Origin of the sequence: Serratia sp. CY27727 (genome assembly GCF_052169275.1) — a bacterium.
Taxonomy (GTDB): Bacteria; Pseudomonadota; Gammaproteobacteria; order Enterobacterales; family Enterobacteriaceae; genus Serratia; species Serratia sarumanii.
This window is the reverse complement of the sequence record NZ_JBJNLB010000012.1, coordinates 95,312-119,960: the sequence shown is the minus strand read 5'-3', so window position 1 is coordinate 119,960 and position 24,649 is coordinate 95,312. Positions and strand designations below refer to the sequence as shown.

The 24,649-nt window shown below is 60.4% G+C and carries 19 protein-coding genes and 1 riboswitch; of the genes, 7 read left to right on the top strand and 12 right to left on the bottom strand.

The features are described 5' to 3' along the window. Window positions 1–257 precede the first annotated feature (257 nt). Together murI and btuB are read right to left on the bottom strand one after the other, a co-directional pair. Window positions 258–1,121, bottom strand: a complete 864-nt coding sequence (murI, locus tag ACJ8HB_RS22010) for a glutamate racemase (protein ID WP_047570068.1) — start codon at window positions 1,119–1,121, stop codon at window positions 258–260. Beyond that, on the bottom strand, window positions 1,066–2,937 hold the full coding sequence (btuB, locus tag ACJ8HB_RS22005; protein WP_047570066.1) for a TonB-dependent vitamin B12 receptor BtuB: 1,872 nt from the start codon (window positions 2,935–2,937) through the stop codon (window positions 1,066–1,068). Before btuB ends, murI begins: the two co-directional genes overlap by 56 nt. A 69-nt stretch (window positions 2,938–3,006) precedes the next feature. Next, window positions 3,007–3,226, bottom strand: a riboswitch (cobalamin riboswitch). Window positions 3,227–3,341: 115 nt separating this feature from the next. Between btuB and trmA the strand changes: the two genes are divergently transcribed. Continuing rightward, window positions 3,342–4,445 carry a tRNA (uridine(54)-C5)-methyltransferase TrmA gene (gene trmA / locus ACJ8HB_RS22000; protein WP_047570064.1) on the top strand — a complete coding sequence of 368 codons (1,104 nt, stop codon included), beginning with the start codon at window positions 3,342–3,344 and terminating at the stop codon, window positions 4,443–4,445. 34 nt (window positions 4,446–4,479) lie between these two features. Here trmA and ACJ8HB_RS21995 read toward each other — a convergent pair whose 3' ends face one another. Beyond that, window positions 4,480–4,851 carry a YijD family membrane protein gene (locus ACJ8HB_RS21995; protein ID WP_033649905.1) on the bottom strand — a complete coding sequence of 124 codons (372 nt, stop codon included), beginning with the start codon at window positions 4,849–4,851 and terminating at the stop codon, window positions 4,480–4,482. Window positions 4,852–4,866: 15 nt separating this feature from the next. Beyond that, window positions 4,867–5,499 carry an HTH-type transcriptional repressor FabR gene (fabR, locus tag ACJ8HB_RS21990; RefSeq protein WP_004931044.1) on the bottom strand — a complete coding sequence of 211 codons (633 nt, stop codon included), beginning with the start codon at window positions 5,497–5,499 and terminating at the stop codon, window positions 4,867–4,869. Between the two features lie 217 nt (window positions 5,500–5,716). On the opposite strand from fabR, the gene sthA reads away from it, so the two are divergent. Further along, window positions 5,717–7,114: a Si-specific NAD(P)(+) transhydrogenase gene (gene sthA, locus ACJ8HB_RS21985; protein WP_004931047.1), complete on the top strand. Its 1,398-nt coding sequence runs from the start codon at window positions 5,717–5,719 to the stop codon at window positions 7,112–7,114. Here sthA and oxyR read toward each other — a convergent pair. After that, window positions 7,097–8,014 carry a DNA-binding transcriptional regulator OxyR gene (gene oxyR / locus ACJ8HB_RS21980; protein WP_033636422.1) on the bottom strand — a complete coding sequence of 306 codons (918 nt, stop codon included), beginning with the start codon at window positions 8,012–8,014 and terminating at the stop codon, window positions 7,097–7,099. The two genes, sthA and oxyR, sit on opposite strands and share 18 nt — an antisense overlap. A 151-nt stretch (window positions 8,015–8,165) precedes the next feature. On the opposite strand from oxyR, the gene ACJ8HB_RS21975 reads away from it, so the two are divergent. The 3 genes from ACJ8HB_RS21975 (at window position 8,166) to ACJ8HB_RS21965 (ending at window position 10,927) form a co-directional block, all read left to right on the top strand. Then, window positions 8,166–8,897 (top strand): glutathione peroxidase, encoded by a 732-nt coding sequence (locus tag ACJ8HB_RS21975; RefSeq protein ID WP_019452251.1) that lies wholly within the window; start codon window positions 8,166–8,168, stop codon window positions 8,895–8,897. 72 nt (window positions 8,898–8,969) lie between these two features. Further along, window positions 8,970–10,418, top strand: coding sequence for a dihydrolipoyl dehydrogenase (locus tag ACJ8HB_RS21970; RefSeq protein ID WP_047570061.1), 1,449 nt, complete (start codon window positions 8,970–8,972; stop codon window positions 10,416–10,418). Between the two features lie 182 nt (window positions 10,419–10,600). Further along, window positions 10,601–10,927, top strand: a complete 327-nt coding sequence (locus tag ACJ8HB_RS21965; RefSeq protein WP_047570060.1) for a type II toxin-antitoxin system HicB family antitoxin — start codon at window positions 10,601–10,603, stop codon at window positions 10,925–10,927. A 36-nt stretch (window positions 10,928–10,963) separates the two neighbouring features. Here the strand turns inward: ACJ8HB_RS21965 and argH are convergent, their stop codons facing one another. From argH to argC, 4 genes are all read right to left on the bottom strand, one after another. Further along, window positions 10,964–12,337, bottom strand: a complete 1,374-nt coding sequence (argH, locus tag ACJ8HB_RS21960; RefSeq protein WP_047570058.1) for an argininosuccinate lyase — start codon at window positions 12,335–12,337, stop codon at window positions 10,964–10,966. Window positions 12,338–12,405: 68 nt separating this feature from the next. Then, complete coding sequence (locus tag ACJ8HB_RS21955) at window positions 12,406–13,626, bottom strand: argininosuccinate synthase (protein WP_019452247.1); 1,221 nt, start codon at window positions 13,624–13,626, stop codon at window positions 12,406–12,408. A 25-nt stretch (window positions 13,627–13,651) separates the two neighbouring features. Then, on the bottom strand, window positions 13,652–14,425 hold the full coding sequence (gene argB, locus ACJ8HB_RS21950; RefSeq protein ID WP_033636427.1) for an acetylglutamate kinase: 774 nt from the start codon (window positions 14,423–14,425) through the stop codon (window positions 13,652–13,654). A 20-nt stretch (window positions 14,426–14,445) separates the two neighbouring features. Next, window positions 14,446–15,450, bottom strand: a complete 1,005-nt coding sequence (gene argC / locus ACJ8HB_RS21945; RefSeq protein WP_033636428.1) for an N-acetyl-gamma-glutamyl-phosphate reductase — start codon at window positions 15,448–15,450, stop codon at window positions 14,446–14,448. Between the two features lie 214 nt (window positions 15,451–15,664). Here argC and argE point away from each other — a divergent pair, with 214 nt between their 5' ends. Continuing rightward, a complete protein-coding gene (argE, locus tag ACJ8HB_RS21940; RefSeq protein ID WP_033649896.1) occupies window positions 15,665–16,810 on the top strand; it encodes an acetylornithine deacetylase in 1,146 nt (381 codons plus the stop codon). Window positions 16,811–17,067: 257 nt separating this feature from the next. Then, complete coding sequence (gene ppc, locus ACJ8HB_RS21935) at window positions 17,068–19,704, top strand: phosphoenolpyruvate carboxylase (RefSeq protein ID WP_033638623.1); 2,637 nt, start codon at window positions 17,068–17,070, stop codon at window positions 19,702–19,704. 105 nt (window positions 19,705–19,809) lie between these two features. Here the strand turns inward: ppc and metF are convergent, their stop codons facing one another. The 3 genes from metF to metB all read right to left on the bottom strand — a co-directional run bounded on the left by metF (window position 19,810) and on the right by metB (window position 24,531). Beyond that, window positions 19,810–20,706 carry a methylenetetrahydrofolate reductase gene (metF, locus tag ACJ8HB_RS21930; protein ID WP_033636430.1) on the bottom strand — a complete coding sequence of 299 codons (897 nt, stop codon included), beginning with the start codon at window positions 20,704–20,706 and terminating at the stop codon, window positions 19,810–19,812. Window positions 20,707–20,932: 226 nt separating this feature from the next. Then, window positions 20,933–23,368, bottom strand: a complete 2,436-nt coding sequence (locus ACJ8HB_RS21925; protein WP_033649894.1) for a bifunctional aspartate kinase/homoserine dehydrogenase II — start codon at window positions 23,366–23,368, stop codon at window positions 20,933–20,935. 2 nt (window positions 23,369–23,370) lie between these two features. Continuing rightward, window positions 23,371–24,531 (bottom strand): cystathionine gamma-synthase, encoded by a 1,161-nt coding sequence (metB, locus tag ACJ8HB_RS21920; protein ID WP_033636432.1) that lies wholly within the window; start codon window positions 24,529–24,531, stop codon window positions 23,371–23,373. Window positions 24,532–24,649 lie beyond the last annotated feature (118 nt).

Sequence of the window (24,649 nt, the reverse complement as noted above, 5' to 3'; positions counted from 1 at the left end):
TCGTCTTGTGGAGTGCCCACACAGATTGTCTGATAAATTGTTAAAGAGCAGTGCCGAGAAACTCATCGGCGCGGGCTGCGTATATTACGCTTTTAGCCCGGAGAGTCAAGCGTTTATTTCGCTGTCTTCTCGCTGACCCGGCGGCTTGTCAGTCGTTGTTCCCGGTCAGTGGAGGCGCATTATAGGGAGTTCTCGGCAGGCCGCAACCCCTATTTTCAATATTTTTTCCGACCGTTGAATGTTTAACCAAAACACCGTTAAAGCGGCAGTTTTTTCAACGATTTAAAGCCGTAGCTCTGCAAAACGGGCAATAAAGCGTCAGTATCTTCATTCAACGCCATGCAATAGGCCAGATTCTCTTCCTGGCTCGAGACCAGATTTTCCTGCGTCGAGATGAGCCAGGCGGTACGACGGGCAATCGCCGCGCCGGAATCCACCAGCCGGGTGCCTTCCGGCAACACTTGCATCAGCTCTTCAGCTAATAGAGGGAAATGGGTGCAGCCCAGCACGACGGTATCCGGCGGCTCGCGCATGCTCAGCCACGGATGCAGGATCTTCTTCAGTACCGGCAACGGCACGGCTTCGCCGTGCAGCTTGGCCTCCGCCAACTCCACCAGCTCTGAAGAGCCCAGCAGTTCAATCTTGCAGTCGGTAGCGAAACGGGAAATCAGTTCGTGGGTGTAGCTGCGCTGTACGGTGCCACGGGTCGCCAACAGGCCGACGATGCCGTTAACGGTAAGACGGGCGGCAGGCTTGATGGCGGGCACCACGCCCACGACCGGGAAGCTGAAACGCTCGCGCAGGGCCGGCAAGGAAACGGTGCTGGCGGTGTTGCAGGCAATGACGACAATCGCCAGAGGATGCCGCTGCTGCACTGCGCCGACAATCTCCAACACGCGCTCAACGATAAACCCTTCGGACTTCTCGCCGTAGGGGAACGCCACGTTGTCGAAAGCGTATATATAGTGGAGATCCGGCAGCAACTGCCGAATCTCCTGATATACCGACAGCCCGCCGACGCCGGAATCGAAAACCAGCACCGTCGGGCGAGGTGTGGCGGTGCTGTTAGAAGGTATAGCTTCCAGTGAGGTAGTATTCTCTTCCTGGAGTAGCGTAGCCATAGGCCGTCTCATAATCTTTATCAAACAGGTTGGCAATTCTACCACGAACTGTCAGATGAGATGTGACCGGATACGAAACTGCGAGATCCCACAGGCTCACGCCGCCGAGTTTCACGCTCTGCTCCGGATAGGTACTGTAGTCCTTGTCATAACGTTGACCCAAATATTGATAAGTCACCGCCCAGTCAAAGTCATACAGCTGCCAGTCCAGCTCATATTTCACCTGCTGTTTGGCGCGGCGCAGCAGCACTTCGTGAGTTTTTGCGTTGCGCGGATCGACATAATCGTAACCAATCTGGTGCGTCAGCGGGCCGGTATCAAACGAGGCCGTAGCTTCAATCCCTTTGATGGTCGCCTTACCCACGTTGTAATAGACGTAGTTGGTTTCCCCCGTGGAATCGATCAAATTGTCGATGTCGTTGCGATAACCGGAGATGCGCCAGGTCACCGGGCCGGTCAGCCCTTCAAAGCCACCTTCCCACTGCTTGCTTTCTTCCGGTTTCAGATCGGTGTTGTTACCGAAGTTGCCGTATAGCTGGCTCATATTCGGTGCTTTGAACGCCGTGCCATACGACGCGATAAAACGGTATCCCTCAACGAACTCCCAGGCCGCGCTGGTTTGCCAGGTGCCGTGCCAGCCAAACTCGGAATGATCGTCACCCCGAACCGCGCCTTCCAGCGTCACCGGGCCAACCAGTTGCTGCGCGGTCAGATAGATGCCTGCATCACGTTGGCTTTTTTCACCCTTTACGGTGGTGGAGTCCGGTTTGATTTTCTGTTGCTGCCAGTCGACGCCAGAGCTTACGGTACCCTGTCCAACCTGCAGCGTATTGCCCCACTGCAGGTTGTATTGTTCGGAATCCACCAGGCTGGCCGAGCTATCATGCATACCGCGGCGAGGATCGTAATCGTAATCCTTGCTATGGCTGTAGCTGCCGGTCAATTGTGTTGCGTAAATGCCTTCTTTATAACGCAATCCGGTATCCCAGGTTTGGCTGTATAGCTTGCGAGTATCTAGCAGAGAGCTGGCCGGAGAGGAATAGTAACTATCGTACGCCGTGCGGTTGTCGTAGCCATATCCACGTACAAAACCGCTGACCGATTCGCTGAACTGATGCTCAAGCGCACCATACAGTGATTTACTCATAAAGCCATCGCGATCCTGCTGGCTTTGCATACCGGTACTGCCATAGGCCACCACGTCATACCCTTTGGTATAGGTGTAGTCGCCCGCCACCGTCGCCACGGTGCTGTCGCCCAGCTGCTGTTGGGTCGCCGCGTCATAGGATTGATAGCCGTTGGAGCCGAGGCCGGCGGAAAGCGTCGTGCCGTTCTTTTCGCGGGTGGTAATGATGTTGACCACGCCGCCGATGGCGTCGGAGCCGTACACCGCCGAACGCGGGCCGCGGATGTATTCGACTTTCTGCACCAGCGAAATTGGGATTTGGCTAAGATCGGAAGAGCCGCTGACGCCCGCCTGATTAAGGCGAATGCCGTCAATTAGCACCAGCACGTGGCTGGAGTTGGTGCCGCGAATAAACAGCGAGCTCTTTTGCCCCAGCCCGCCGTTCTGGCCAACATCCACGCCCGGCAGGCGGCGCATCACGTCGGTCAGGCTCTTGGCCTGCCAGCGATCGATATCGTTGCGGGTGACGATGGAAGTCGGCGCCAGCACGGAAGAAACCGGCTGCGGGAAACGGTTGGCGGTCACCACCAGGTTATCGCCATTCGTGGTTGTGGTGTTGTCTTGCGCCCATCCAGAAAAAGCCGTGACGGAGGAAACCACCGCCAGCAGCGTATTTTTTGTAATTGTCATGAGAAAAGCATCCAAACTTAATTGGCGGATGCCGCAGGATCATGGCCGGTAGTTCGCGACGGCCACGGACATTGCGACGTAACACCGGCAGGTCTTCGGGCTTGGGATTTGCAGGCCGCGGGGCGCGACCGGCAACGGGCGATGACTTCCCATCCTGCAATGGACAGTGTCTGCGTCGAAACGCTATCGCCGTGACTTCCCCTTACCGCTGCGCGTCAGCTCCGGATTCACACCGGATTCCCTTTTCACTCGCTGCTTGAGGCCGGACGGCAATGCTACGATCAATGAAAATAGATGTCTAGACTGCTACTAATGTTACAAATAATAAACGCGACAAAACTGGACTTCACGGGCTGATTCCCTACAATCCCCGCTGATCAAATTTGCCTGACGAGAAGACACACATGACGCCCGAGAATTTGCCTATTGAACGTTACGATGACCAACTGGCGGAGAAAGTCGCCCGCCTGAAGACGTTGATGTCACCGTTCGCGGCGCCCGAGCCGGAAGTGTTCCGCTCGCCAGTCGATCACTACCGCATGCGCGCCGAATTCCGCATCTGGCACGACGCGGACGACATGTACCACATCATGTTCGATCAGCAGACCAAGCAGCGTATTCGCGTCGATCGTTTCCCGGCCGCCAGCGAACTGATCAACCGCCTGATGAGCGCCCTGATCGCCGCGCTGAAACCGGAACCGATCCTGCGCCACAAGCTGTTCCAGATCGATTATCTGTCGACGCAAAGCGGCAAAATCATCGCTTCGTTGCTGTATCACCGCAAGCTGGATGACGTTTGGCAACGGCACGCCGAGCAGCTGCGCGACGATCTGCGCGCTCAGGGTTTCGACCTGCAGCTGATCGGCCGGGCATCGAAGACCAAAATCATGCTCGACCAAGATTATGTTGACGAAGTGCTGCCGGTCGCCGGCCGCGACATGATCTACCGTCAGGTGGAAAACAGCTTCACTCAGCCCAACGCGGCCATGAACGTGCAGATGCTGGAATGGGCGCTGGCGGTGACCGCCGGTTCCAAAGGCGATTTGCTGGAGCTGTATTGCGGCAACGGCAACTTCTCGCTGGCGCTGGCGCGCAATTTCGAGCGCGTGCTGGCGACCGAGATCGCCAAACCGTCGGTGGCGGCGGCGCAATACAACATCGCTGCCAACCATATCGACAACGTGCAGATCATCCGCATGGCGGCGGAAGACTTCACTCAGGCGATGAACGGGGTGCGCGAATTCAACCGATTGAAAGGCATCGATCTGAGAGGCTACAACTGCGAGACGATTTTCGTCGATCCGCCGCGCAGCGGGCTGGACGAGGAAACGGTGAAGATGGTGCAGGCCTATCCGCGCATTCTCTATATCTCATGCAATCCGGAAACGCTGTGCGCCAACCTGGAAACGCTGCAGGCCACGCACCGGGTCAGCCGCCTGGCGCTGTTCGATCAGTTCCCGTATACCCATCACATGGAATGCGGCGTGCTGCTGGAAAAGCACCGCTGATACGACAGGGGCGCCATCATGGCGCCCCGTTTCATTACGACTCTTGAGTCGGCGCATCCGGCGCCTTGCGCGCCTTCAGTTTCATCCCGATCCACAGCACCAACGCCACGCAGATCACCGACGGCAGGAAGTTGGAACCGATCTGCGGGTATTCGGCGCGCACGATGGCGCTGTACATCAGCAGCCCCAGCAGGAAACAGGCCGCCGCCAGCTTCGGCATGCCGTCCGGCATAGCGCGGTTCAGGTAACGCTGATGCAGGCAGTACACCGCCAGCACCAACGCGATCAGCGGGAAGATCGAAAACGGCACCACCGAGCTGAACAGCGCGGCAAACGAACCGTTGATCGAAAGGCCGGCAATCAACGCCAGCAGTAAGGTGCCATTTTCACGGCCTGGTTTTTCCATCATTTTTTACCTTTTTTATACGTGGGACACAGAAGCTTTTTCTTGTTCGCGGCGATACCAGTAATACGCCCCTTTGGAGATCATCCGCAGCTGCAGCACCAGCCGCTCTTCCAGCTGCTGCCGCTGCTCGACGTCGATATCCAGCGCTTCCGCGCCGGCGCTGAACACGATGGTGACCATCGCTTCCGCCTGCGCTTCGGTAAAGCTGCGCGGCATGTGGTTTTCCAACTCGAGGTAGTCCGCCAGTTCGGCGATGAAATGCTGGATCTCGCGCGCCACCGCCGCACGGAATGCCGCCGACGTGCCGGAGCGCTCACGCAGCAGCAGACGGAAGGCGTTCGGGTTGTTGCCGATAAATTCCATAAAGGTGGACACCGAGGTGCGGATCACGCTGCCGCCCTTGGCGATGCGTTGGCGCGCCTGGCGCATCAACTGACGCAGCATCAGGCCGCTTTCGTCCACCATGGTCAGCCCCAGCTCATCCACATCGCGGAAATGGCGGTAAAACGACGTGGGCGCGATGCCCGCCTCGCGTGAAACTTCCCGCAGGCTCAGGCTGGCGAAGCTGCGTTCGGCGCTCAGCTGGCTGAATGCGGCTTCGATCAGGGAACGACGAGTCCGTTCTTTTTGTTGTGCTCTGACGCCCATATGCATATCCGGATAGGTTCCATTCTCTCAGTCTAACGCCCTAGACTCGGCAATATAGCAAATTTTATTGCAACAGCATTTATACTAACGCGCTCTATCACACTTCCGCCCTGAGCCGATTGTGCTTTGCCTCAAAAAGCCTAATGGTGATTGGGTGAGCAGCGCTATGATGTTAAGATACCGTTGTAATCTTGTATAAAAAACAGGTCTCTCCTACATGCAACAGCACTATCAATTTGATGCCATTGTGATTGGCTCGGGCCCTGGTGGTGAAGGTGCCGCCATGGGACTGGTGAAACAGGGCGCCCGCGTGGCCGTTATCGAACGGTACAACAACGTAGGCGGCGGATGTACCCACTGGGGCACCATCCCTTCCAAAGCCCTCCGCCACGCCGTCAGCCGCATTATCGAATTCAACCAGAACCCGCTTTACAACAACTCGCGCACGCTCAGCGCGACCTTCCCTGACATTTTACGCCACGCCGATAACGTCATCAGCCAGCAAACCCGCATGCGCCAAGGGTTCTATGAGCGGAATCAGTGCAAACTGTTCGCCGGCGACGCGCGCTTCATCGACGCCAACACCGTCAGCGTCAGCTATATGGACGGCACCCAGGACACCATCCGCGCCGACCACATCGTGATCGCCTGCGGCTCGCGCCCTTATCACCCGGCCAGCGTCGATTTCAATCACCCGCGCATCTACGACAGCGACTCCATTCTCGAGCTGAGCCATGAACCGCGCCACGTGATCATTTACGGCGCCGGGGTGATCGGCTGCGAATACGCGTCTATCTTCCGCGGTCTGAACGTCAAGGTCGATCTGATCAACACCCGCGATCGCCTGCTGGCATTCCTCGATCAGGAGATGTCGGATTCGCTCTCTTACCACTTCTGGAACAACGGCGTGGTGATCCGCCACAACGAGGAGTTCGAGAAGATTGAAGGCACCGAAGACGGCGTGATCGTGCACCTGAAGTCTGGCAAGAAGGTGAAAGCGGACTGCCTGCTGTACGCCAACGGCCGTACCGGCAATACAGATTCGCTGGGGTTGGAAAACGTCGGCCTGGAATCGGACAGCCGCGGGCTGCTGAAGGTGAACAGCATGTACCAAACCGCGCTGTCGCACATCTATGCGGTCGGTGACGTGATCGGCTATCCGAGCCTGGCTTCCGCCGCCTACGATCAGGGCCGCATCGCCGCGCAGGCGATCGCTTCCGGCGAAGCCAGCGGTCACCTAATCGAAGATATCCCGACCGGCATCTACACCATTCCGGAAATCAGCTCCGTCGGCAAAACCGAGCAGGAACTGACGGCGATGAAGGTGCCGTATGAAGTGGGCCGCGCCCAGTTCAAGCATCTGGCGCGCGCGCAGATCGCCGGGATGAACGTAGGCAGCCTGAAGATCCTGTTCCATCGCGACACCCTGCAGATCCTCGGGATCCACTGCTTCGGCGAGCGTGCGGCGGAGATCATCCACATCGGTCAGGCGATCATGGAACAGAAAGGTGAAGGCAATACTATCGAGTATTTCGTTAATACGACCTTCAACTATCCGACCATGGCCGAAGCCTACCGGGTGGCGGCGCTTAACGGCTTAAACCGCCTGTTTTAACGCGTTGTCGATGTAGCCCTGCATGTGCTCGCGGATCGCTTCGGCCAACTGCTCATAACGGCTGCGCAGTGGGGAACCGGGGCGATACACCAACGCGATGGTGCGCTTCGGTTCCGGCTTGTAGCAATCCAGATAGCAGACGCCGTCGCGTTCGCGCTGCGGCGGCACCGCCAGTGACGGCAGCAGGGTAATGCCGCTGCCGGCCGCGACCATATTGCGCAGCGTTTCCAGACTGGTGGCGCGGAAGTGGGTATCTTCGTCCGCGCCCGCCTGGAAGCAGAAGCCCATCGCCTGATCTCGCAGGCAGTGGCCATCCTCCAGCATCAGCAGCTTCTCTCCCGCCAAATCCGGCATCGCCACGCGCTCGCGCTGCGCCCACGGGTGATCGGAATACACCGCCAGCTTCATCGGTTCATCGAACAGAGGCACTTCGATAAACGCCTCGGTTTCCTTCACCAATGCCAGAATGGCGCAGTCCAATTTGCCGCTGTCGAGTTGCGCCAGCAGTTGCTGGGTTTGCGCTTCGTGCAGGTACATTTCCAGTTTCGGGAAAGTTTTGTGCAGCGTCGGGATGATCTGCGGCAGCAGATAAGGCCCCACGGTCGGGATCAGGCCGATGTGCAGCGGCCCGGACATGGCTTCGCCCTGCTGGCTGGCCATCTCCTTCAATACTTTCACTTCGCGCAGCACGGTACGTGCCTGCTCCACCAGCAGCAGACCCGCCTGGGTGAACAGCACCTTGCGGCTGGTGCGCTCGAGCAGCATGACGCCCAACTCGTCTTCCAGCTTGCGGATCTGCCCGCTCAGCGTGGGTTGGCTTACATGGCATGAATCGGCCGCGCGGCGGAAGTGCCGGTGCTCGGCCAAGGCGACCAGATACTCTAAATCACGAATATTCATTGTTTCCCTTCATTCCATGATAGCTCATGGCGATAGATAAGATAGCAATGAGCGATTAGATCTATCAACCCCCAGCGACAATAATGTGTCCCAACGAAGCGATATCGCGCTAAATGCTAAAAATTAATTTTGCTAATTAAGGGGTTAATCAATGTTTACCAGTCAAGAAGGCAAGAAAGTTCCTCAGGTTACTTTCCACACCCGTCAGGGCGACCAATGGATTGATGTGACCACTGATGACCTGTTCAAAAACAAAACCGTTATCGTGTTCTCGCTGCCGGGCGCGTTTACGCCGACCTGTTCTTCGAGCCATCTGCCGCGCTACAACGAACTGTCCAGCGTATTCAAGCAGCACGGCGTCGACGGCATTCTGTGCGTCTCGGTGAACGATACCTTCGTGATGAACGCCTGGAAAGCCGATCAACATGCGGAAAACATCACCTTCGTGCCGGACGGCAACGGTGAATTCACCAAAGGCATGAACATGCTGGTCGAGAAAGCGGATCTGGGCTTTGGCCCGCGTTCATGGCGCTACTCGATGCTGGTGCGCGACGGCGTGGTCGAGAAAATGTTCGTCGAGCCGAACAAGCCGGGCGACCCGTTTGAAGTGTCCGACGCCGACACCATGCTGAAATACCTGGCGCCGGAATTCAAAGTGCAGGAGTCGGTCTCCCTGTTCACCAAGCCGGGCTGCCCATTCTGCGCCAAAGCCAAGCAAATGCTGCAAGAGCGCGGCATTCAGTATGAAGAGATCGTACTGGGCAAAGACGCCACCACCGTCAGCCTGCGCGCCGTCAGCGGCCGCGCCACGGTGCCGCAAGTATTCATCGGCGGCCGTCACATCGGCGGCAGCGACGATCTGGAAACTTTCCTGTCAGCTTAATAAGTAATAACAAAGCCAACGTGAACTTTGGCGGGCTACGGCCCGCCCTTTTTTTACCTTTCAGGAGCGGATATGAAACTGTTGAACGTTGATGTTGCGGTCATCGGCGGCGGCACCGCAGGGCTCGGCGCCTATCGCGCGGCCAAACTGTCTACCCCCAGCGTGGTGATGATCGAAGGCGGGCCTTACGGCACCACCTGCGCGCGCGTTGGCTGCATGCCATCCAAATTATTGATAGCCGCCGCCGAAGCGGTGCATCAAATCGAACGCGCGCCGGGCTTTGGCGTGCACCCAACCGGTACAACCCGCATCGACGGGCGCGAAGTGATGGCGCGCGTCAAACGCGAACGCGATCGCTTCGTCGGCTTCGTGCTGGAAGGCGTGGACGAGATCCCGGCCGGCGACAAAATTCAGGGCTATGCCCGCTTTATCGACCACAACACGCTGCAGGTCGACGAGCATACGCGCATCGTGGCGCAGCGCATCGTGATCGCCACCGGTTCCCGCCCCAGCTGGCCGGCGCCGTGGAACGAACTGGGCGATCGTCTGATCGTCAACGACGATCTGTTCAACTGGGATGATTTGCCGCAGTCCGTAGCGGTATTCGGCCCCGGCGTCATCGGGCTCGAGCTGGGGCAAGCGCTGCACCGCCTCGGTGTCGACACCAAGGTCTTCGGCATCGGCGGCGCCGTCGGGCCGCTGACCGACAGCGCCGTGCGCGACTACGCCGCCAACGCGCTGGGGGAAGAGTTCTATCTCGACGCCGACGTGAAGGTAGAGATGATGCAGCGCGAAGGCGACCGCGTATTTATCCGCTATCGGGATCTGCAGGGCCAACCGCAGGAGATCCTGGTGGACTACGTGCTGGCCGCCACCGGCCGCCGCCCCAACGTCGATCGGCTGGGCCTCGAAAACACCGGCTTACAGCTCGACGCCCGTGGCGTGCCGTTGGCCGACCGCCTGACGATGCAAACCAGCGTGCCGCATATTTTCATCGCCGGCGACGCCAGCAACCAACTGCCGCTGCTGCATGAGGCCAGCGATCAGGCGCGCATCGCCGGCGCCAACGCCGGCAGCTTCCCGGAGATCAATCCGGGCCTGCGCCGCAGCGCGATTTCAGTGGTGTTCTCCGATCCGCAGATCGCCATGGTCGGCTCAACCTTCCGCGAGCTGAGCGAGAAGTTCAGCGCCTGCGGCTGCTTTGAAGTGGGCAAGGTCTCGTTTGAGAATCAGGGCCGCTCGCGGGTGATGCTGCGCAACAAAGGCATTCTGCACGTCTACGGCGAGCAAGGCACCGGCCGTTTCCTCGGCGCGGAAATGATCGGCCCGGACGCCGAGCACATCGCGCACCTGTTGGCCTGGGCGCATCAGCAACAGATGACCGTCGATCAGATGCTGGACATGCCGTTCTATCACCCGGTGATCGAGGAAGGCTTGCGCACCGCGCTGCGTGACCTGCAGGTGAAACTCAAACTCGGCACGGCCGAAATCGAGCGCTGCCAGCGCTGCCCGGGCGAATAACCTCTCATTCTCCGCTCATCCCCACCGGGCCTTCAGGCCCGGTTTTTTTGCGCAGCACTTTCCACATTTTCCTCCCTCCTCTTGCCTCACGGCCCTTCTGCGTTCATTTTTTATGCTTCGACATTGAAGTGATACCAATAACGATACTAGAATAAAGAAGGGAGCCAGAATGGAGGAAGAACATGGAAAAGCATGAACACTATACCTATCGCATCACCTGGTCAGCGGATGATCGTGAATATGTCGGGCTATGCGCCGAATTCCCCTCGTTGTCCTGGCTGGCGGCCACGCGTACCGGCGCACTGGAGGGTATCGAAAAAGTGGTGAGCGAAACGATCGCCGATATGTTGGCGCAAGGCGAAACGCCGCCGCAGGCGCTGGCGGAAAAGAACTTCAGCGGAAAACTGGTGTTGCGCATGACGCCGGAACAGCATCGGCGGCTGGCGATCGGCGCGATGGAGGAAGGCGTGAGCCTGAACCGCTATCTGTGTGCACGTCTGGCGGGGTAAAGGTTCAAGGGCGGCGCCGGGCCGCCCTTGTCGTCGTCAGGCCAAACGCTGTTTCGCTGCGGCGATTGCCGCGGCCACCTGCTGCGGTGCGACGCCGCCTTTGGCCGCACGCTTGTCCAGGCAGGATTGCAACGCCAGGATCGGGTAAACGTCGTCGCCGATCGTTGCGCTGAACTGCTGCAAGTCCGCCAGCGGCAGCGCTTCCAGCGGTTTACCCTGGCGAATCGCTTCTACCACCGCCTCGCCGACGATGTGGTGCGCTTCGCGGAACGGCACGCCCTTGGCGACCAGGTAATCCGCCAGTTCGGTGGCATTGGCATAGCCCTGCTCCGCCGCTTCCTGGCAGCGCGGGCGTTTCACCTGGATGCCGTCCAGCACCAGCGCCGCCATCTGCAGGCAGTCCATCCAGGTGTCGAGCGCGTCGAACAGCCCTTCTTTGTCTTCCTGCATGTCTTTGTTGTACGCCAGCGGCAGGCCTTTCAGCGTCATCATCATGCCGGTCAGCGCGCCCTGCACGCGGCCGCACTTGCCGCGGATCAGCTCCAGCGCGTCCGGGTTTTTCTTCTGCGGCATCAGCGAAGAGCCGGAGGTCACGCGGTCGGACAGCTCGACAAACGCCGCTTCACCGCTGTTGAAGAAGATCAGGTCTTCGGCGAAGCGCGACAGGTGCACCATGCTGATGGCAGCATTGGACAGCAGCTCCAGCACGTGATCGCGATCGGATACGCTGTCCAGGCTGTTGTGGGTCGCCGAGGCGAAGCCCAGCCAGCCGGCCAGCTGCTCGCGATCGATAGGATAAGCGGTGCCGGCCAGCGCGCCGCTGCCCAGCGGGCTGACGTCCAGCCGTTTCAGGGTATCCTGCAGGCGGCTCTCATCGCGCGCCAGCATCTCGACATAGGCCAGGCACCAGTGCGCGAAAGTCACCGGCTGCGCGCGTTGCAGATGGGTATACCCCGGCATCACCGCATCCTGGTTGGCTTCGGCGGTTTCCACCAGCGCCTGCTGCAGCTGGACGATCGCCTGATGCAGGTCGCCGACTTGCTGTTTGCACCACAGCTTCAGATCGGTCGCGACCTGATCGTTGCGGCTGCGGCCGGTGTGCAGCTTCTTGCCCAAATCGCCGACCTTCTCGATCAGCTTCTGCTCCACCCAGCTGTGGATGTCTTCGGCATCGCTTTGGACGATCGCCAAAGGATCGGCCTGGACCTCCGTCAGTAGCGCATTCAGCGCCTGCTCCAGCTGCTGTTGCTCCGTTGCCGTCAACACGTTAACGGTCACCAGCGCCTTCGACCAGGCCACCGAGCCCACGATATCCTGCTCCGCCAGGCGATAATCGAACCGCAGCGAATCGTTGAGTTGCTTGAACCGCTGATCCGCCGCCTGAGTGAACCGTCCGCCCCAAAGTGCCATATCTTACTCCTGAATTTTTATGCGAAAGGGCGCAGCATGCTGCGCCCTTGCAGAGTCACGCCAATCGATTATTTATTCTTTTTCTCGTTCAACGCGCGGATGCGTGAAGACAGAGAGAACAGGCGGATAAAGCCGCCCGCGTGGCTGTGATCGTAAACTTCGTCTTCACCGAAGGTGGCGAACTCTTCGGAGTACAGGCTGTTGGCGGATTTTTTCTGGGTCGCCGTCACCTGGCCTTTGTACAGCTGCAGCACGACTTCGCCGTTCACCTCTTCAGCCAGCGCCTCGGCGGAAGCCTGCAGCGAGCGGCGCAGTGGCGCAAACCAGCGGCCGTCGTACACCACATAAGACATCTCCAGGCCCAGCTGCTCGCGCCATTTGAAGCTGTCGCGGTCCAGCACCAGCTGCTCGACGGCGCGCAGCGCCGCCACCATGATGGTGCCCCCCGGGGTTTCATAGCAGCCGCGGGATTTGATGCCCACCAAGCGGTTTTCCACGATATCGATACGGCCGACGCCGTGTTTGGCGCCCAGCGCGTTCAGGGTTTCCAGGCACTGGTACGGCGACAGCGCTTTACCGTTAACCGCCACAACGCGGCCTTTCTCAACGGTCACGGTCACCTGCTCAGGCTGGTCCGGCGCTTCCTGCGGATCGACGGTCCACACCCAGCAATCTTTGTTCGGCGCATTCCACGGGCTTTCCAGCACGCCGCCTTCGGTGGAGATGTGCCAGGCGTTTTCATCGCGGCTGTAGATCTTCTCCAGCGACGCGGTGGTCGGGATGTTGCGCTCTTTCAGGTAATCCAGCAGCGCTTCACGGGAACGCAGATTCCACTCACGCCACGGCGCCACCACTTTCAGCTGCGGCGCCAGCGCGGTGTAGGTGGTCTCAAAACGCACCTGATCGTTGCCTTTGCCGGTCGCACCGTGGCACAGCGCGTCGGCGCCCACTTTCAACGCCAGCTCGACCTGCGCCTTGGCGATGATCGGCCGCGCCATCGAGGTGCCCAGCAGGTAGCTGCCCTCATACAGGGCGCCGGTCTGCAGCACCGGATAAACGTAATCGCGGATAAATTCTTCACGCAGATCGACCACGTGACATTCAGAGGCACCGGACTGCAGGGCTTTTTGCTCCACGCCTTCCAGATCGCTGCGCTCCTGACCGATGTCCGCCACGAACGCCACCACTTCACAGCCGCCGTAGTTCTCTTTCAGCCATGGAATGATGGCCGAGGTATCCAGGCCGCCGGAGTACGCCAGAACGATTTTTTTGATGCCTTGGTTTTGCATGATCTATTCCTTTCTAATTCTAAAATTAAGCGAGGATCCGGGTGCCAATCGACACGCCGTTAAACAAAGCGGGAAGCTGATCGGCATGGCGCCAGCTGGCGATATCCACCGGGCGGCCGAGGGTGCGGGCAGCGTCGAGCGCCGCATTCACCTTCACCACCATACCATCGGTGATAATGCCTTGCGCGATCAGTTGTTCCGCTTTTTGCGCCGTCATTTCCGCAATGCGTTGCCCCTTGCCGTCGAGGATGCCGCTGACGTCCGACAGCAGGATCAGATCCGCCCCCAGCGTCGCCGCCAGCGCCGTCGCCGCCTGATCGGCGTTCACGTTCATTAACTGCCCATCGGCGGTGATGCCGATGGAGCTGACAACCGGCAGGTAGCCGGCGCTCAGCAGGGTATTGAGCAGCGCGGGCGAACCGGGCTGCGCGTTGCCGACGTGGCCCAATGCCGGATCGAGCGGGGTCACGACTGCGCTGCCGCCATCCGCCAGGCTCAGGCCGACGGCGTTGATTTGATGTTTAATCGCCCACGCCAGCAGCGTTTTGTTGGCGGTGCCGGCCAGCGCGCCGGTGATGATGTCGATCTGATCGGCCGGCGTGACCCGCAGGCCGTTCTTTTTCACCACCGGCAAAGAGAGCTGCTTCATCAGTTCGTCCACCACGCAGCCGCCGCCGTGCACGATCACCAGCGGGCGCTGATGCTGCTGCCGGTAGCTGTCCAGCGCGGTAAACAGGCGCTCCAGCGCTTCTTCACTGTCTAATAACACGCCACCTAACTTGATAATTAACGGGTTCATTGCTGTTTACTCACGCTGGTTTAAAGGAGTGACTGGGTTTCCGGGAAGCCGAAACGGATATTCAGGCATTGCACCGCCTGCGCCGCCGCGCCTTTCAGCAGGTTGTCTTCCACCGCTACGGCGATCAGATGCTCGCCCTGCACCGCAAAACCGATGTCGCAGAACGGCAGCCCCACCACCGCTTTCAGCGCCGGCACGCCCTGGTCGTACAACCGCACCAGCGGCTTGTCGTCATAGGCGGCATGATAGGCGGCGGCGACGTCCTGCGCGGTCACGCCGGCCTTCAGGCGGCAAGTGATGGTTTCGAGGATGCCGCGCGGGAAGTTGCCCAGGTGCGGCGTAAAGATAACCGGCACGCCCAGGTGCGCGGCGATCTCCGGCTGGTGCCGGTGGGTGAAAATACCGTACGGCTGCAGGCTCACTTCGCAGAAGCTGGTGGTCATGCTGGCCTTGCGCCCGGCGCCGCTGACGCCGCTGGTGGCGTTGATCACCGGCCACTGGTCGAGGTTCAGCAGCTGTTTTTCGATCAACGGTTTCAGCGCCAGCTGCGCCGCCGTCGGGTAACAGCCCGGCACGGCAATCAGCTGCGCCTGTTTAATCTTGTCGCTCTGCCATTCCGCCAGGCCGTACACCGCCTGCTCCAGCAGGGCGCCATGCTGATGCTCGAAACCGTAGTACTGGCTATAAAAATCGGCGTCCTGCACGCGGAAGGCGCCCGACAGATCGAACACCACGCAGCCCGCCGCCAGGAAGGCCGGTGCGATATCGTGGCTGACTTCATGAGCGGTGGCGAGGAACACCACGTCGATGCCCTGCGCCGCCTTGGCGACGTCGGTCAACGGCTGCAGCGGCAGATCGACGATGCCTTTCAACTGGGGATGGAGATCGGAAAGCAACTTTCCTGCATCTGCACTTTGCGCTGAAACCGCTAAAGCGGTTATGTTCATGTGTGGGTGGCGATTCAGGTAAGCCGTGAGCTCCGCTCCGGCGTAACCGCTGGCACCAACGATCAGCGTATTCAACATGTGGCCTTTCACCTTCTAAACTGACGTGCGGTCGCTTGCGACAGGTAACAGGGCTAGCCAGCGTTGTTGCGCCGTTCACCCACGGAGCCTGGCGTTGATGCTTTTATAAACATCCGGGTATCGGGTTCCCTTACGCGTCGGCTTACTGTATTTTTATTCAAAATAAATGCATGAATATTGATACTATCCTAACCAAAGGCTGTCAACAGTGAAGATGAAATTACCTCCATTTATTGAGCTGTACCGGGCGTTGATCGCAACGAAGTCGATCAGCGCCACCGATGCTGGCCTCGATCAGAGCAATGAGGCGTTAATCAACTTGCTGGCCGGCTGGTTTGCCGACCTGGGCTTTCGCGTCGACGTACAGCCGGTGCCGGAATCGCGCCACAAATTCAACCTGCTGGCCAGCATCGGCGAAGGCAGCGGTGGCCTGCTGCTGGCCGGCCATACCGATACGGTGCCTTACGACGAAGGCCGCTGGACGCGCGATCCCTTCACCCTGACCGAGCACGACAACAAGCTCTACGGCCTGGGCACCGCCGACATGAAAGGCTTCTTCGCCTTTATTCTGGATGCGGTGCGCGACATCGACGCGAGCAAATTGACCAAGCCGCTGTACATTCTGGCGACCGCAGATGAAGAAACGACGATGGCCGGCGCACGTTATTTCGCCGCCTCCACCGCCATTCGTCCGGATTTCGCCATCATCGGCGAACCGACCTCGCTGCAGCCGGTGCGCGCGCACAAGGGCCACATGGCCAACGCCATTCGCATCGTCGGCCAGTCCGGCCACTCCAGCGATCCGGCGCGCGGCGTCAACGCCATCGATCTGATGCACGAATCCATCGGCCGCCTGATGGAGCTGCGCAAAACCCTGCAGGAGCGCTACAACAATCCGGCGTTCGCCGTGCCTTATCCCACCATGAACTTCGGCCATATCAGCGGCGGCGACGCGGCCAACCGCATCTGCGCCTGCTGCGAGCTACACCTGGATATCCGCCCGCTGCCTGGCATGACGCTAGACAACATCAACGAGCTGATGCATCAGGCATTGGAGCCGGTGAGCCAACGCTGGCCGGGCCGCCTGACCATCGAAGAGCTGCACGCGTCGGTGCCGGGTTACGAATGCCCGACCGACCACCGCATGGTGGCGGTGATCGAGGAGCTGCTGGGCACCCGCACGCAGGTGGTCAACTACTGCACCGAAGCGCCGTTCGTGCAGCAGGTCTGCCCGACGTTGGTGCTCGGGCCCGGTTCCATCGATCAGGCCCACCAGCCGGACGAATACATCGACACCGCGTTTATCGAACCGACGCGCAAACTGCTGGGCCAGCTGGTCAATCACTTTTGCCGGCAGTAAACCCGACATTTAACAGGGGAAACGCGCTATGCTTCCCCTAACTCAAAATAAGTAGAAAACGGCGAAATAAGCCACGCTGATAACCGATGCGGCGTAATTAAATTTCAGAAAATGCGCCGATTTTGATGTTTTTTTGCTAAAAATAGTGTCAATTGACGATTGGACAGGAACGCGATGTGATCAGGCAGGCGGTCTGCGCCTGACGCGTGAAATTTATTTACAAGATAAAAATCATACAGAACTGGGTCAGGGGTTATATGAACGAACAATATTCGGCAATGCGCAGTAATGTCAGTATGCTCGGCAAATTGCTCGGCGATACCATCAAAGAAGCGCTGGGCGAGCATATTCTCGATCGCGTTGAGACCATCCGTAAGCTTTCCAAATCTTCACGCGCCGGCAACGAAGCGCATCGCCAGGAGCTGCTCTCCACCCTGCAGAACCTGTCCAACGACGAGCTGCTGCCGGTGGCGCGCGCCTTCAGCCAGTTCCTCAACCTGACCAACGTCGCCGAGCAGTACCACAGCATTTCGCCCAACGGCGAAGCCGCCAGCAACCCGGAAGCGCTGGCGCAGCTGTTCAGCCGTCTCAAAGACAAAAAGCTCAGCGACAAAGAGCTGCAGCACGCGGTGTCGCAACTTTCCATCGAGCTGGTGCTGACGGCGCACCCGACGGAGATCACCCGCCGCACCCTGATCCACAAGCTGGTGGAGGTCAACACCTGTCTCAGCCAGCTCGATCACAACGATCTGGCCGACTACGAGCGCAACAAGATCATGCGCCGCCTGCGCCAGCTGGTGGCCCAGTCGTGGCACACCGATGAAATTCGCAAACATCGCCCTTCCCCGATCGACGAAGCCAAATGGGGCTTCGCGGTGGTGGAAAACAGCCTGTGGGAAGGCGTGCCGGCGTTCCTGCGCGAGTTCAACGAGCAGTTGGAAAACTCCATCGATTACAGCCTGCCGGCGGAAGCGGTGCCGGTGCGCTTCACCTCCTGGATGGGCGGCGACCGCGATGGCAACCCGAACGTGACCGCCGAAATTACCCGCCATGTGCTGCTGCTCAGCCGCTGGAAAGCCTGCGACCTGTTCACCCGCGATATTCAGGTGCTGGTCTCCGAGCTGTCGATGACCGAATGCACCCCGGAGCTGCGCGCCCGCGCCGGCGGTGACGAGGTGCAGGAACCGTACCGCGAAATCATGAAGCAGCTGCGCAGCCAACTGATGAGCTCCCAGGCCTATCTGGAAGGCCGCCTGAAAGGCGAACGCGTGCTGAAGCCGCACGACCTGCTGGTGAACAACGAGCAGCTGTGGGAGCCGCTGTATGCCTGCTACCAATCGCTGCAGGCCTGCGGCATGGGCATCATCGCCAACGGTCAGCTGCTGGATACCCTGCGCCGCGTGCGCTGCTTCGGCGTGCCGCTGGTGCGCATCGACGTGCGCCAGGAAAGCACCCGCCATACCGAGGCCATCGCCGAGCTGACCCGCTACCTGGGGCTGGGCGACTATGAAAGCTGGTCGGAAGCCGATAAACAGGCGTTCCTGATCCGCGAACTGAACTCCAAACGCCCGCTGGTGCCGCTGAAATGGCAACCGAGCGCCGACACGCAGGAAGTACTGGAAACCTGCCGGGTGATCGCCGAAGCGCCGCAGGGCTCGATCGCCGCCTACGTGATTTCGATGGCGCGCACGCCTTCCGACGTGCTGGCGGTGCACCTGCTGCTGAAAGAGGCCGGTTGCCCGTTCGCGCTGCCGGTCGCTCCGCTGTTCGAAACCCTCGACGATCTGAACAACGCCGACGACGTGATGACTCAGTTGCTGAACATCGACTGGTATCGCGGCTTTATTCAGGGCAAACAGATGGTGATGATCGGCTACTCCGACTCGGCGAAAGACGCCGGTGTGATGGCCGCTTCCTGGGCGCAGTACCGCGCGCAGGACGCGCTGATCAAAACCTGTGAAAAGGCCGGCGTGGCGCTGACGCTGTTCCACGGCCGCGGCGGTTCCATCGGCCGCGGCGGCGCACCGGCGCATGCGGCGTTGCTGTCGCAGCCGCCGGGCAGCCTGAAGGGCGGCCTGCGCGTCACCGAACAGGGCGAGATGATCCGCTTCAAATTCGGCCTGCCTGAAGTCACCATCAGCAGCCTGGCGCTGTATGCCGGCGCGATCCTCGAGGCAAACCTGCTGCCGCCGCCGGAACCGAAGAAAGAATGGCGGGCGCTGATGGACGATCTGTCAGACACCTCCTGCCGGATGTATCGCGGCTACGTGCGTGAAAACCCGGACTTCGTGCCTTACTTCCGCGCGGCCACGCCGGAGCTGGAGCTGGGTAAACTACCACTGGGCTCACGCCCGGCCAAACGCAAGCCGAACGGCGGCGTGGAAAGCCTGCGCGCCATTCCGTGGATCTTCGCCTGGACGCAGAACCGCCTGATGCTGCCGGCCTGGCTCGGCGCCGGCGCCGGATTGCAGGAAGCGGTGAAAGCCGGTAAGCAGGCGGAACTGGAGGCGATGTGTCGCGACTGGCCGTTCTTCTCCACCCGCATCGCCATGCTGGAAATGGTGTTCGCCAAGGCCGACCTGTGGCTGGCGGAATACTACGATCAGCGCCTGGTGGATAAATCGCTGTGGCCGCTGGGCCAACAGCTGCGCGATCAGCTGGAAAGCGACATCAAGGTGGTGCTGACCATCGCCAACGATGCGCACCTGATGGAAGACCTGCCGTGGATCGCCGAATCCATCGCGCTGCGCAACGTTTATACCGACCCGCTGAACGTCTTGCAGGCCGAGCTGCTGCACCGTTCGCGTCAGCAGGAGCAGCCGGACGCCCGCGTCGAGCAGGCGCTGATGGTCACCATCGCCGGCGTCGCCGCCGGGATGCGCAACACCGGCTAGTGAGCCTAATCGCGGCCCCGTTTATCGGGGCCGTTTTTTTATGTCTTCCCCACAAAAAAAGGGCGCCGCGGTAAAGCGGCGCCCTTTTTCAACAGAACAGGCCTGTCAGGCGGCGGCCACCGGGCGCACGCCCAGCGTGTGGCAGATCGCGTAGCTCATCTCGGCGCGGTTCAGCGTATAGAAGTGGAAATCTTTCACCCCTTCGCGGCTGAGGATCTTCACCATGTCCATGGCGATGTTGGCGCCGACCATTTTGCGGGTCTCCGCATCGTCGTCCAGCCCTTCGAACATGCTGGTCATCCAGCTTGGCACCCGCACGTTGGTCATGGTGGCGAAGCGCTGCAGCTGCTTGAAGTTGGACACCGGCAGAATGCCTGGCACGATTTCCACGTCGATACCGGCGGCGACGCAGCGGTCGCGGAAACGCAGGTAGCTCTCGACGTCGAAGAAGAACTGGGTGATGGCGCGGCTGGCGCCGGCGTCGATCTTGCGCTTCAGGTTAATCAAATCGGCCTGGGCGCTCTTCGCCTCCGGATGCACTTCCGGGTAGGCGGCGACGGAAATGTCGAAGTCGCCCACGTCTTTCAGCAGCGCCACCAGATCGGTCGCGTACATGTCCGGCTTGCCGCCGCCCGGCGGCAGATCGCCGCGCAGCGCCACGATATGGCGAATGCCGCTGTTCCAATAATCGGCCGCGATGTCGCGCAGCTGCGCCGGGCTGGCGTCGATGCAGGTCAGGTGCGGCGCAGCCTCCAGGCCGGTGCGCTCCTTGATCCCTTTGATGATGCTGTGGGTGCGATCGCGCTCGCCGGAGTTGGCGCCGTAGGTGACGGAAACGAATTTGGGTTTGAGGATGCTCAGACGATCGATCGACTGCCACAGGGTCTCTTCCATCTCGCTGGTGCGCGGCGGGAAGAACTCGAATGATACGTTAATCTGGCCGTTCAACTCCGCCAGACTCTGATTCAGCGCTTCCCGCTGGTTTGCGTGGAAAAAGCTCATACCCTGCTCACCTCTTATCAATCACTGTTTTTTTCATCTTGATGAGCGTCTATACGTTTAGACGTCTAGATAGAAAATGCCGCATGTTGGCTAAAGAGTCAACAGGAAAATGAGGGGAATAAGATGATTAATCTTCACCCGCTCAACGAGGGAATTTCATGACGGCGGCAGGGATAAGTATGGCAGGAAAAGCAAAGGGGCGCGGTGAACCCGCGCCCGCAGAGGATTAAAGCAGCTGCGCCAACCGGTTAAGGTCTGACTGGATCGCTCCGGCGGTCACGTCGCGGCCGGCGCCCGGCCCGCGGATCACCAGCGGATTATCGCGATACCAGCGGCTTTCGATGGCGAACACGTTGTCGCACGGCAGCAGCGAGGCCAGCGGATGCTCAGGACGCACCGCCTCCACGCCGACCCGCGCCTTGCCGTTGGCGTCGAAACGCGCCACGTGACGCAGCACCAGGCCCATTTCGCTGGCGGCCTCAAAACGCTGCTGCATCTGCTGGTTCAGCGCCTCGCCGTTCTCGAAGAACTGATCGACGGAGCCCTGCTCGCAGCCCGCCGGCACCAGCGACTCGACCCGCACCTGGTTAGGTTCGATGTCGTAGCCCGCTTCGCGCGCCAGGATCACCAACTTGCGCATCACGTCCTGGCCGGAGAGATCGACCCGCGGATCCGGTTCGGTCAGCCCCTGCTGCCAGGCCTGATCCACCAGCTCGGTGAACGGCACCGTGCCGTCATACTGCAGAAACAGCCAGGAAAGCGTGCCGGAGAAAATGCCGCTGATCGCCAAAATGCTGTCGCCGCTGTCGCGCAGATCGCGCACCGTGTGGTTGACCGGCAGACCGGCGCCGACGGTGGCGTTGTACAGCCAGTGGCGGCCGGTTTTGGCGAAGGCGTCGCGAATTTGGCGATAGGTATCGCTGCACGAGGCTCCCGCCAGCTTGTTGGCGCTGATCACGTGGAAACCGTAGCTGGCGAAATCCAGATACTGCCCGGCCAGCTCTTCGCTGGCGGTCACGTCGAGCACCACCAGATCGTCGAACGGGTGCGCGCGCATCCACAGGAACAGCGACTCTTCGTCGAGCGCCTGCGCCTCGTCCTCAAAGAACGCCAATGCGCGGCTGGCGTCCAGCCCTTCGTAGTTCAGCAGGCTGCGGCGGCTGTCCACCACCCCCGCCAGGATAAATTCGAAGCCGCTGCGCGCGGAAATATTGGTCTGCTCGCGGGCAAACAGCTCCAGCCAGCGCGACCCAATGTTGCCCTTGCCGAACAGCACCAGACCGATGCGCTTCTCGGCGCGGAACAGGCTTTGGTGCAGCCCCTGAATCAGCAGCGCGGTCGGCCCCTGACGCAATACCGCCACCAGGCTGATGCCATCTTCCGCCTGCCAGATAAATTCGACCGGCTGATCTTTCAGCTGCTGATAGAAACGGTGGCTGTGCAGCGGGTTCTTGCACACCCCGGCGCCGACCATCGCCACCAGCGCCAACCCTTCGCGCAGGTGCAGTTCACCCGGCAGCGCCGAGGCCTGCAGGATCGCCAGCGCGCTGTTGACCACCTCGGAGGTGTAGCACAGCTGCACCCGATTGCGATCAGGATGGATGCCCACCGCCAGCGGTTTGATCTGCGCGCGCTTGAGCACCAGATCCAACTCTTTCTGCGCCAGTTTGAAGTCATGCTGAGCGGCGACGTGCAGCTCAATCAGACACACGTCATCGTGGCTGGTGACAATCTTGGCGCCGGTGCCGGACGCCAATACGCGCTCGATGCGCGTCGAGCCCTGCTCCGGCTGGTAGCTGCAGCGCAGCTGAAGATCGATATCGCTGCCGGAGACCGGCTGCAGGGTGCGGGTATGCAACACCGGCGCCGCCAGGCGCGCCAGCTCGCTGGCTTCGTCCAGGCGCAGCAGCGGCAGCAGGCAGGCGTCTTTCACCTTGCGCGGGTCGGCGCTGTACACCCCGGCCACATCGCTCCAGATGGTGACGCGCGCCGCGCCGGCCAACGCGCCGACCTGAGTGGCGGAGTAGTCGCTGCCGTTACGCCCCAACAGCACGGTTTCCCCGGCGTCGTTGCGCGAAATGAAGCCGGTCACCACCAGGCGTTTGCCCGGATGTTGAGCCAACAATTGCTGCAGCAGCGGATAAGAACGGCCTTCATCCACCTGCGGCTGCGCGGCGCGCTCGGCGCGCAGGAAATCACGCGCATCCAGCCAGGCCGCCTGCATATCCAGGTGGTTGAGCACCGCCGCCATCAGGCGCGCCGACCAGATCTCGCCGTGCCCGACCACTTCGGCATAGCACACCTCGTCGACTTTGCCGTCCAGCAGCACCGCCAGACGTTCCAGATCCTGAATGAACTCGGCGATCAGCGGCTCGGCGCTTTCCGGCGGCAGCAGGCCGCTGATAAGATCGCTGTGATAACGACGCAACGTCTGCTGCACCTGGTGCGCAGACAGGCGATCGCTCTGGCTGAGCTTCAGCCAGTTGATCAACTGGTTGGTGGTACTGCCGGCGGCCGATACCACCATCATGTCGCCCGGCTGGCTGTATTCCGCCATAATCCCGGCCACACGCAGATAACACTTCACATCCGCCAGACTGCTGCCGCCAAACTTGTGCAGTTGACGCCCACTCACCGGCCCTGCTACAGCAATTGCATTCATGCTTACCTCGTTGCCGCCGCCTGGAAAGCGCGTTCCAGATCGGCAATCAAATCTTCACTGTCTTCAATACCCACGGAAATGCGCAGCAGGCTCTCGGAGATGCCGGCCGCTGCCCGCGCCTCCGCCGCCATGCCGGCGTGGGTCATGGTCGCTGCATGCGAGATCAGGCTTTCTACGCCGCCCAACGATTCTGCCAGAGTAAACAGCTCAAGGGCAGAGAGAAAACGGCGCAGCACCGCTTCATCGCCGTCCAGTTCAAAACTCAGCATCGCGCCGAAACCGCGCTGCTGCCGGCGGGCGATCTCATGCCCCGGATTCTCCGGCAGGGAGGGATGATACAGCTTTTTCACCAACGGTTGCTGCTGTAAATAGTCAACAATCGCTTCAGCGTTTTGCTGCGCCGCCTTGATGCGCGGCGACAGCGTGCGCATGCCGCGCAGCAAAAGATAGCTGTCGAACGCGCCGCCGGTCACGCCGATGTTGTTCGCCCACCAGGCCAGCTCGACCGCCAGCTCGGGATCTTTGGCGATCACCGCCCCGGCCACCACGTCCGAATGCCCGTTCAGGTATTTGGTGCACGAATGGACCACCAGATCGGCACCGAGTTCGATCGGCTGTTGCAGGGCCGGGCTGAGGAAGGTGTTGTCCACCACCGTCAACGCGCCCGCCGCGTGCGCGGCGGCGCAGATCGCCGCGATGTCCACCACCCGCAGCAGCGGGTTGCTGGGGCTTTCAATCAGCACCAGCTTCGGCTTTTGCGCCAGCGCCTGTTGCAGGGCGGCTTCATTACCCTGATCGACGAACAGCACGCGATAGGCACCGCGTTTGCTCAGGCTGTCGAACAACCGATAGCTGCCGCCGTAGCAGTCGTGCGGCGCCACCAGCAGATCGCCGGGCTTCAGCAGCACGGTGGTCACCAGATGGATCGCCGACATCCCGCTGCTGGTCATCACCGCGCCGGCGCCGCCTTCCAGCTCCGCCAACGCGCGTTGCACCACGTCGCGCGTCGGGTTGCCGCGGCGCGAATAATCATGGGCTCGGGGTTGGTTGAAGTCGGTAAAGTTATAGGTGCTGGACAGATGAATCGGCGGGACAACGCAGCCGTACTGTTCGTCGTCGTTCAGGCCGCTGCGTACGGCAATCGTGGCTGGTTTACGCGTCATGGGCTCGCTCGGCTCTCGGTTCGGTGAATGAGGCCTAAAGAGTAATCGCAGGATTGATAGACGTCAATACATCTGGACATCTAAACTTCTCTGCGTATAGATTGAGCAATGGCACAAT

Coding starts and splice junctions, on each gene's coding strand:
- murI (WP_047570068.1), bottom strand. CDS start 1,121: ATGGCTACGCTACTCCAGGAAGAGAATACTACCTCACTGGAAGCTATA.
- btuB (WP_047570066.1), bottom strand. CDS start 2,937: ATGACAATTACAAAAAATACGCTGCTGGCGGTGGTTTCCTCCGTCACG.
- trmA (WP_047570064.1), top strand. CDS start 3,342: ATGACGCCCGAGAATTTGCCTATTGAACGTTACGATGACCAACTGGCG.
- ACJ8HB_RS21995 (WP_033649905.1), bottom strand. CDS start 4,851: ATGGAAAAACCAGGCCGTGAAAATGGCACCTTACTGCTGGCGTTGATT.
- fabR (WP_004931044.1), bottom strand. CDS start 5,499: ATGGGCGTCAGAGCACAACAAAAAGAACGGACTCGTCGTTCCCTGATC.
- sthA (WP_004931047.1), top strand. CDS start 5,717: ATGCAACAGCACTATCAATTTGATGCCATTGTGATTGGCTCGGGCCCT.
- oxyR (WP_033636422.1), bottom strand. CDS start 8,014: ATGAATATTCGTGATTTAGAGTATCTGGTCGCCTTGGCCGAGCACCGG.
- ACJ8HB_RS21975 (WP_019452251.1), top strand. CDS start 8,166: ATGTTTACCAGTCAAGAAGGCAAGAAAGTTCCTCAGGTTACTTTCCAC.
- ACJ8HB_RS21970 (WP_047570061.1), top strand. CDS start 8,970: ATGAAACTGTTGAACGTTGATGTTGCGGTCATCGGCGGCGGCACCGCA.
- ACJ8HB_RS21965 (WP_047570060.1), top strand. CDS start 10,601: ATGGAAAAGCATGAACACTATACCTATCGCATCACCTGGTCAGCGGAT.
- argH (WP_047570058.1), bottom strand. CDS start 12,337: ATGGCACTTTGGGGCGGACGGTTCACTCAGGCGGCGGATCAGCGGTTC.
- ACJ8HB_RS21955 (WP_019452247.1), bottom strand. CDS start 13,626: ATGCAAAACCAAGGCATCAAAAAAATCGTTCTGGCGTACTCCGGCGGC.
- argB (WP_033636427.1), bottom strand. CDS start 14,425: ATGAACCCGTTAATTATCAAGTTAGGTGGCGTGTTATTAGACAGTGAA.
- argC (WP_033636428.1), bottom strand. CDS start 15,450: ATGTTGAATACGCTGATCGTTGGTGCCAGCGGTTACGCCGGAGCGGAG.
- argE (WP_033649896.1), top strand. CDS start 15,665: ATGAAATTACCTCCATTTATTGAGCTGTACCGGGCGTTGATCGCAACG.
- ppc (WP_033638623.1), top strand. CDS start 17,068: ATGAACGAACAATATTCGGCAATGCGCAGTAATGTCAGTATGCTCGGC.
- metF (WP_033636430.1), bottom strand. CDS start 20,706: ATGAGCTTTTTCCACGCAAACCAGCGGGAAGCGCTGAATCAGAGTCTG.
- ACJ8HB_RS21925 (WP_033649894.1), bottom strand. CDS start 23,368: ATGAATGCAATTGCTGTAGCAGGGCCGGTGAGTGGGCGTCAACTGCAC.
- metB (WP_033636432.1), bottom strand. CDS start 24,531: ATGACGCGTAAACCAGCCACGATTGCCGTACGCAGCGGCCTGAACGAC.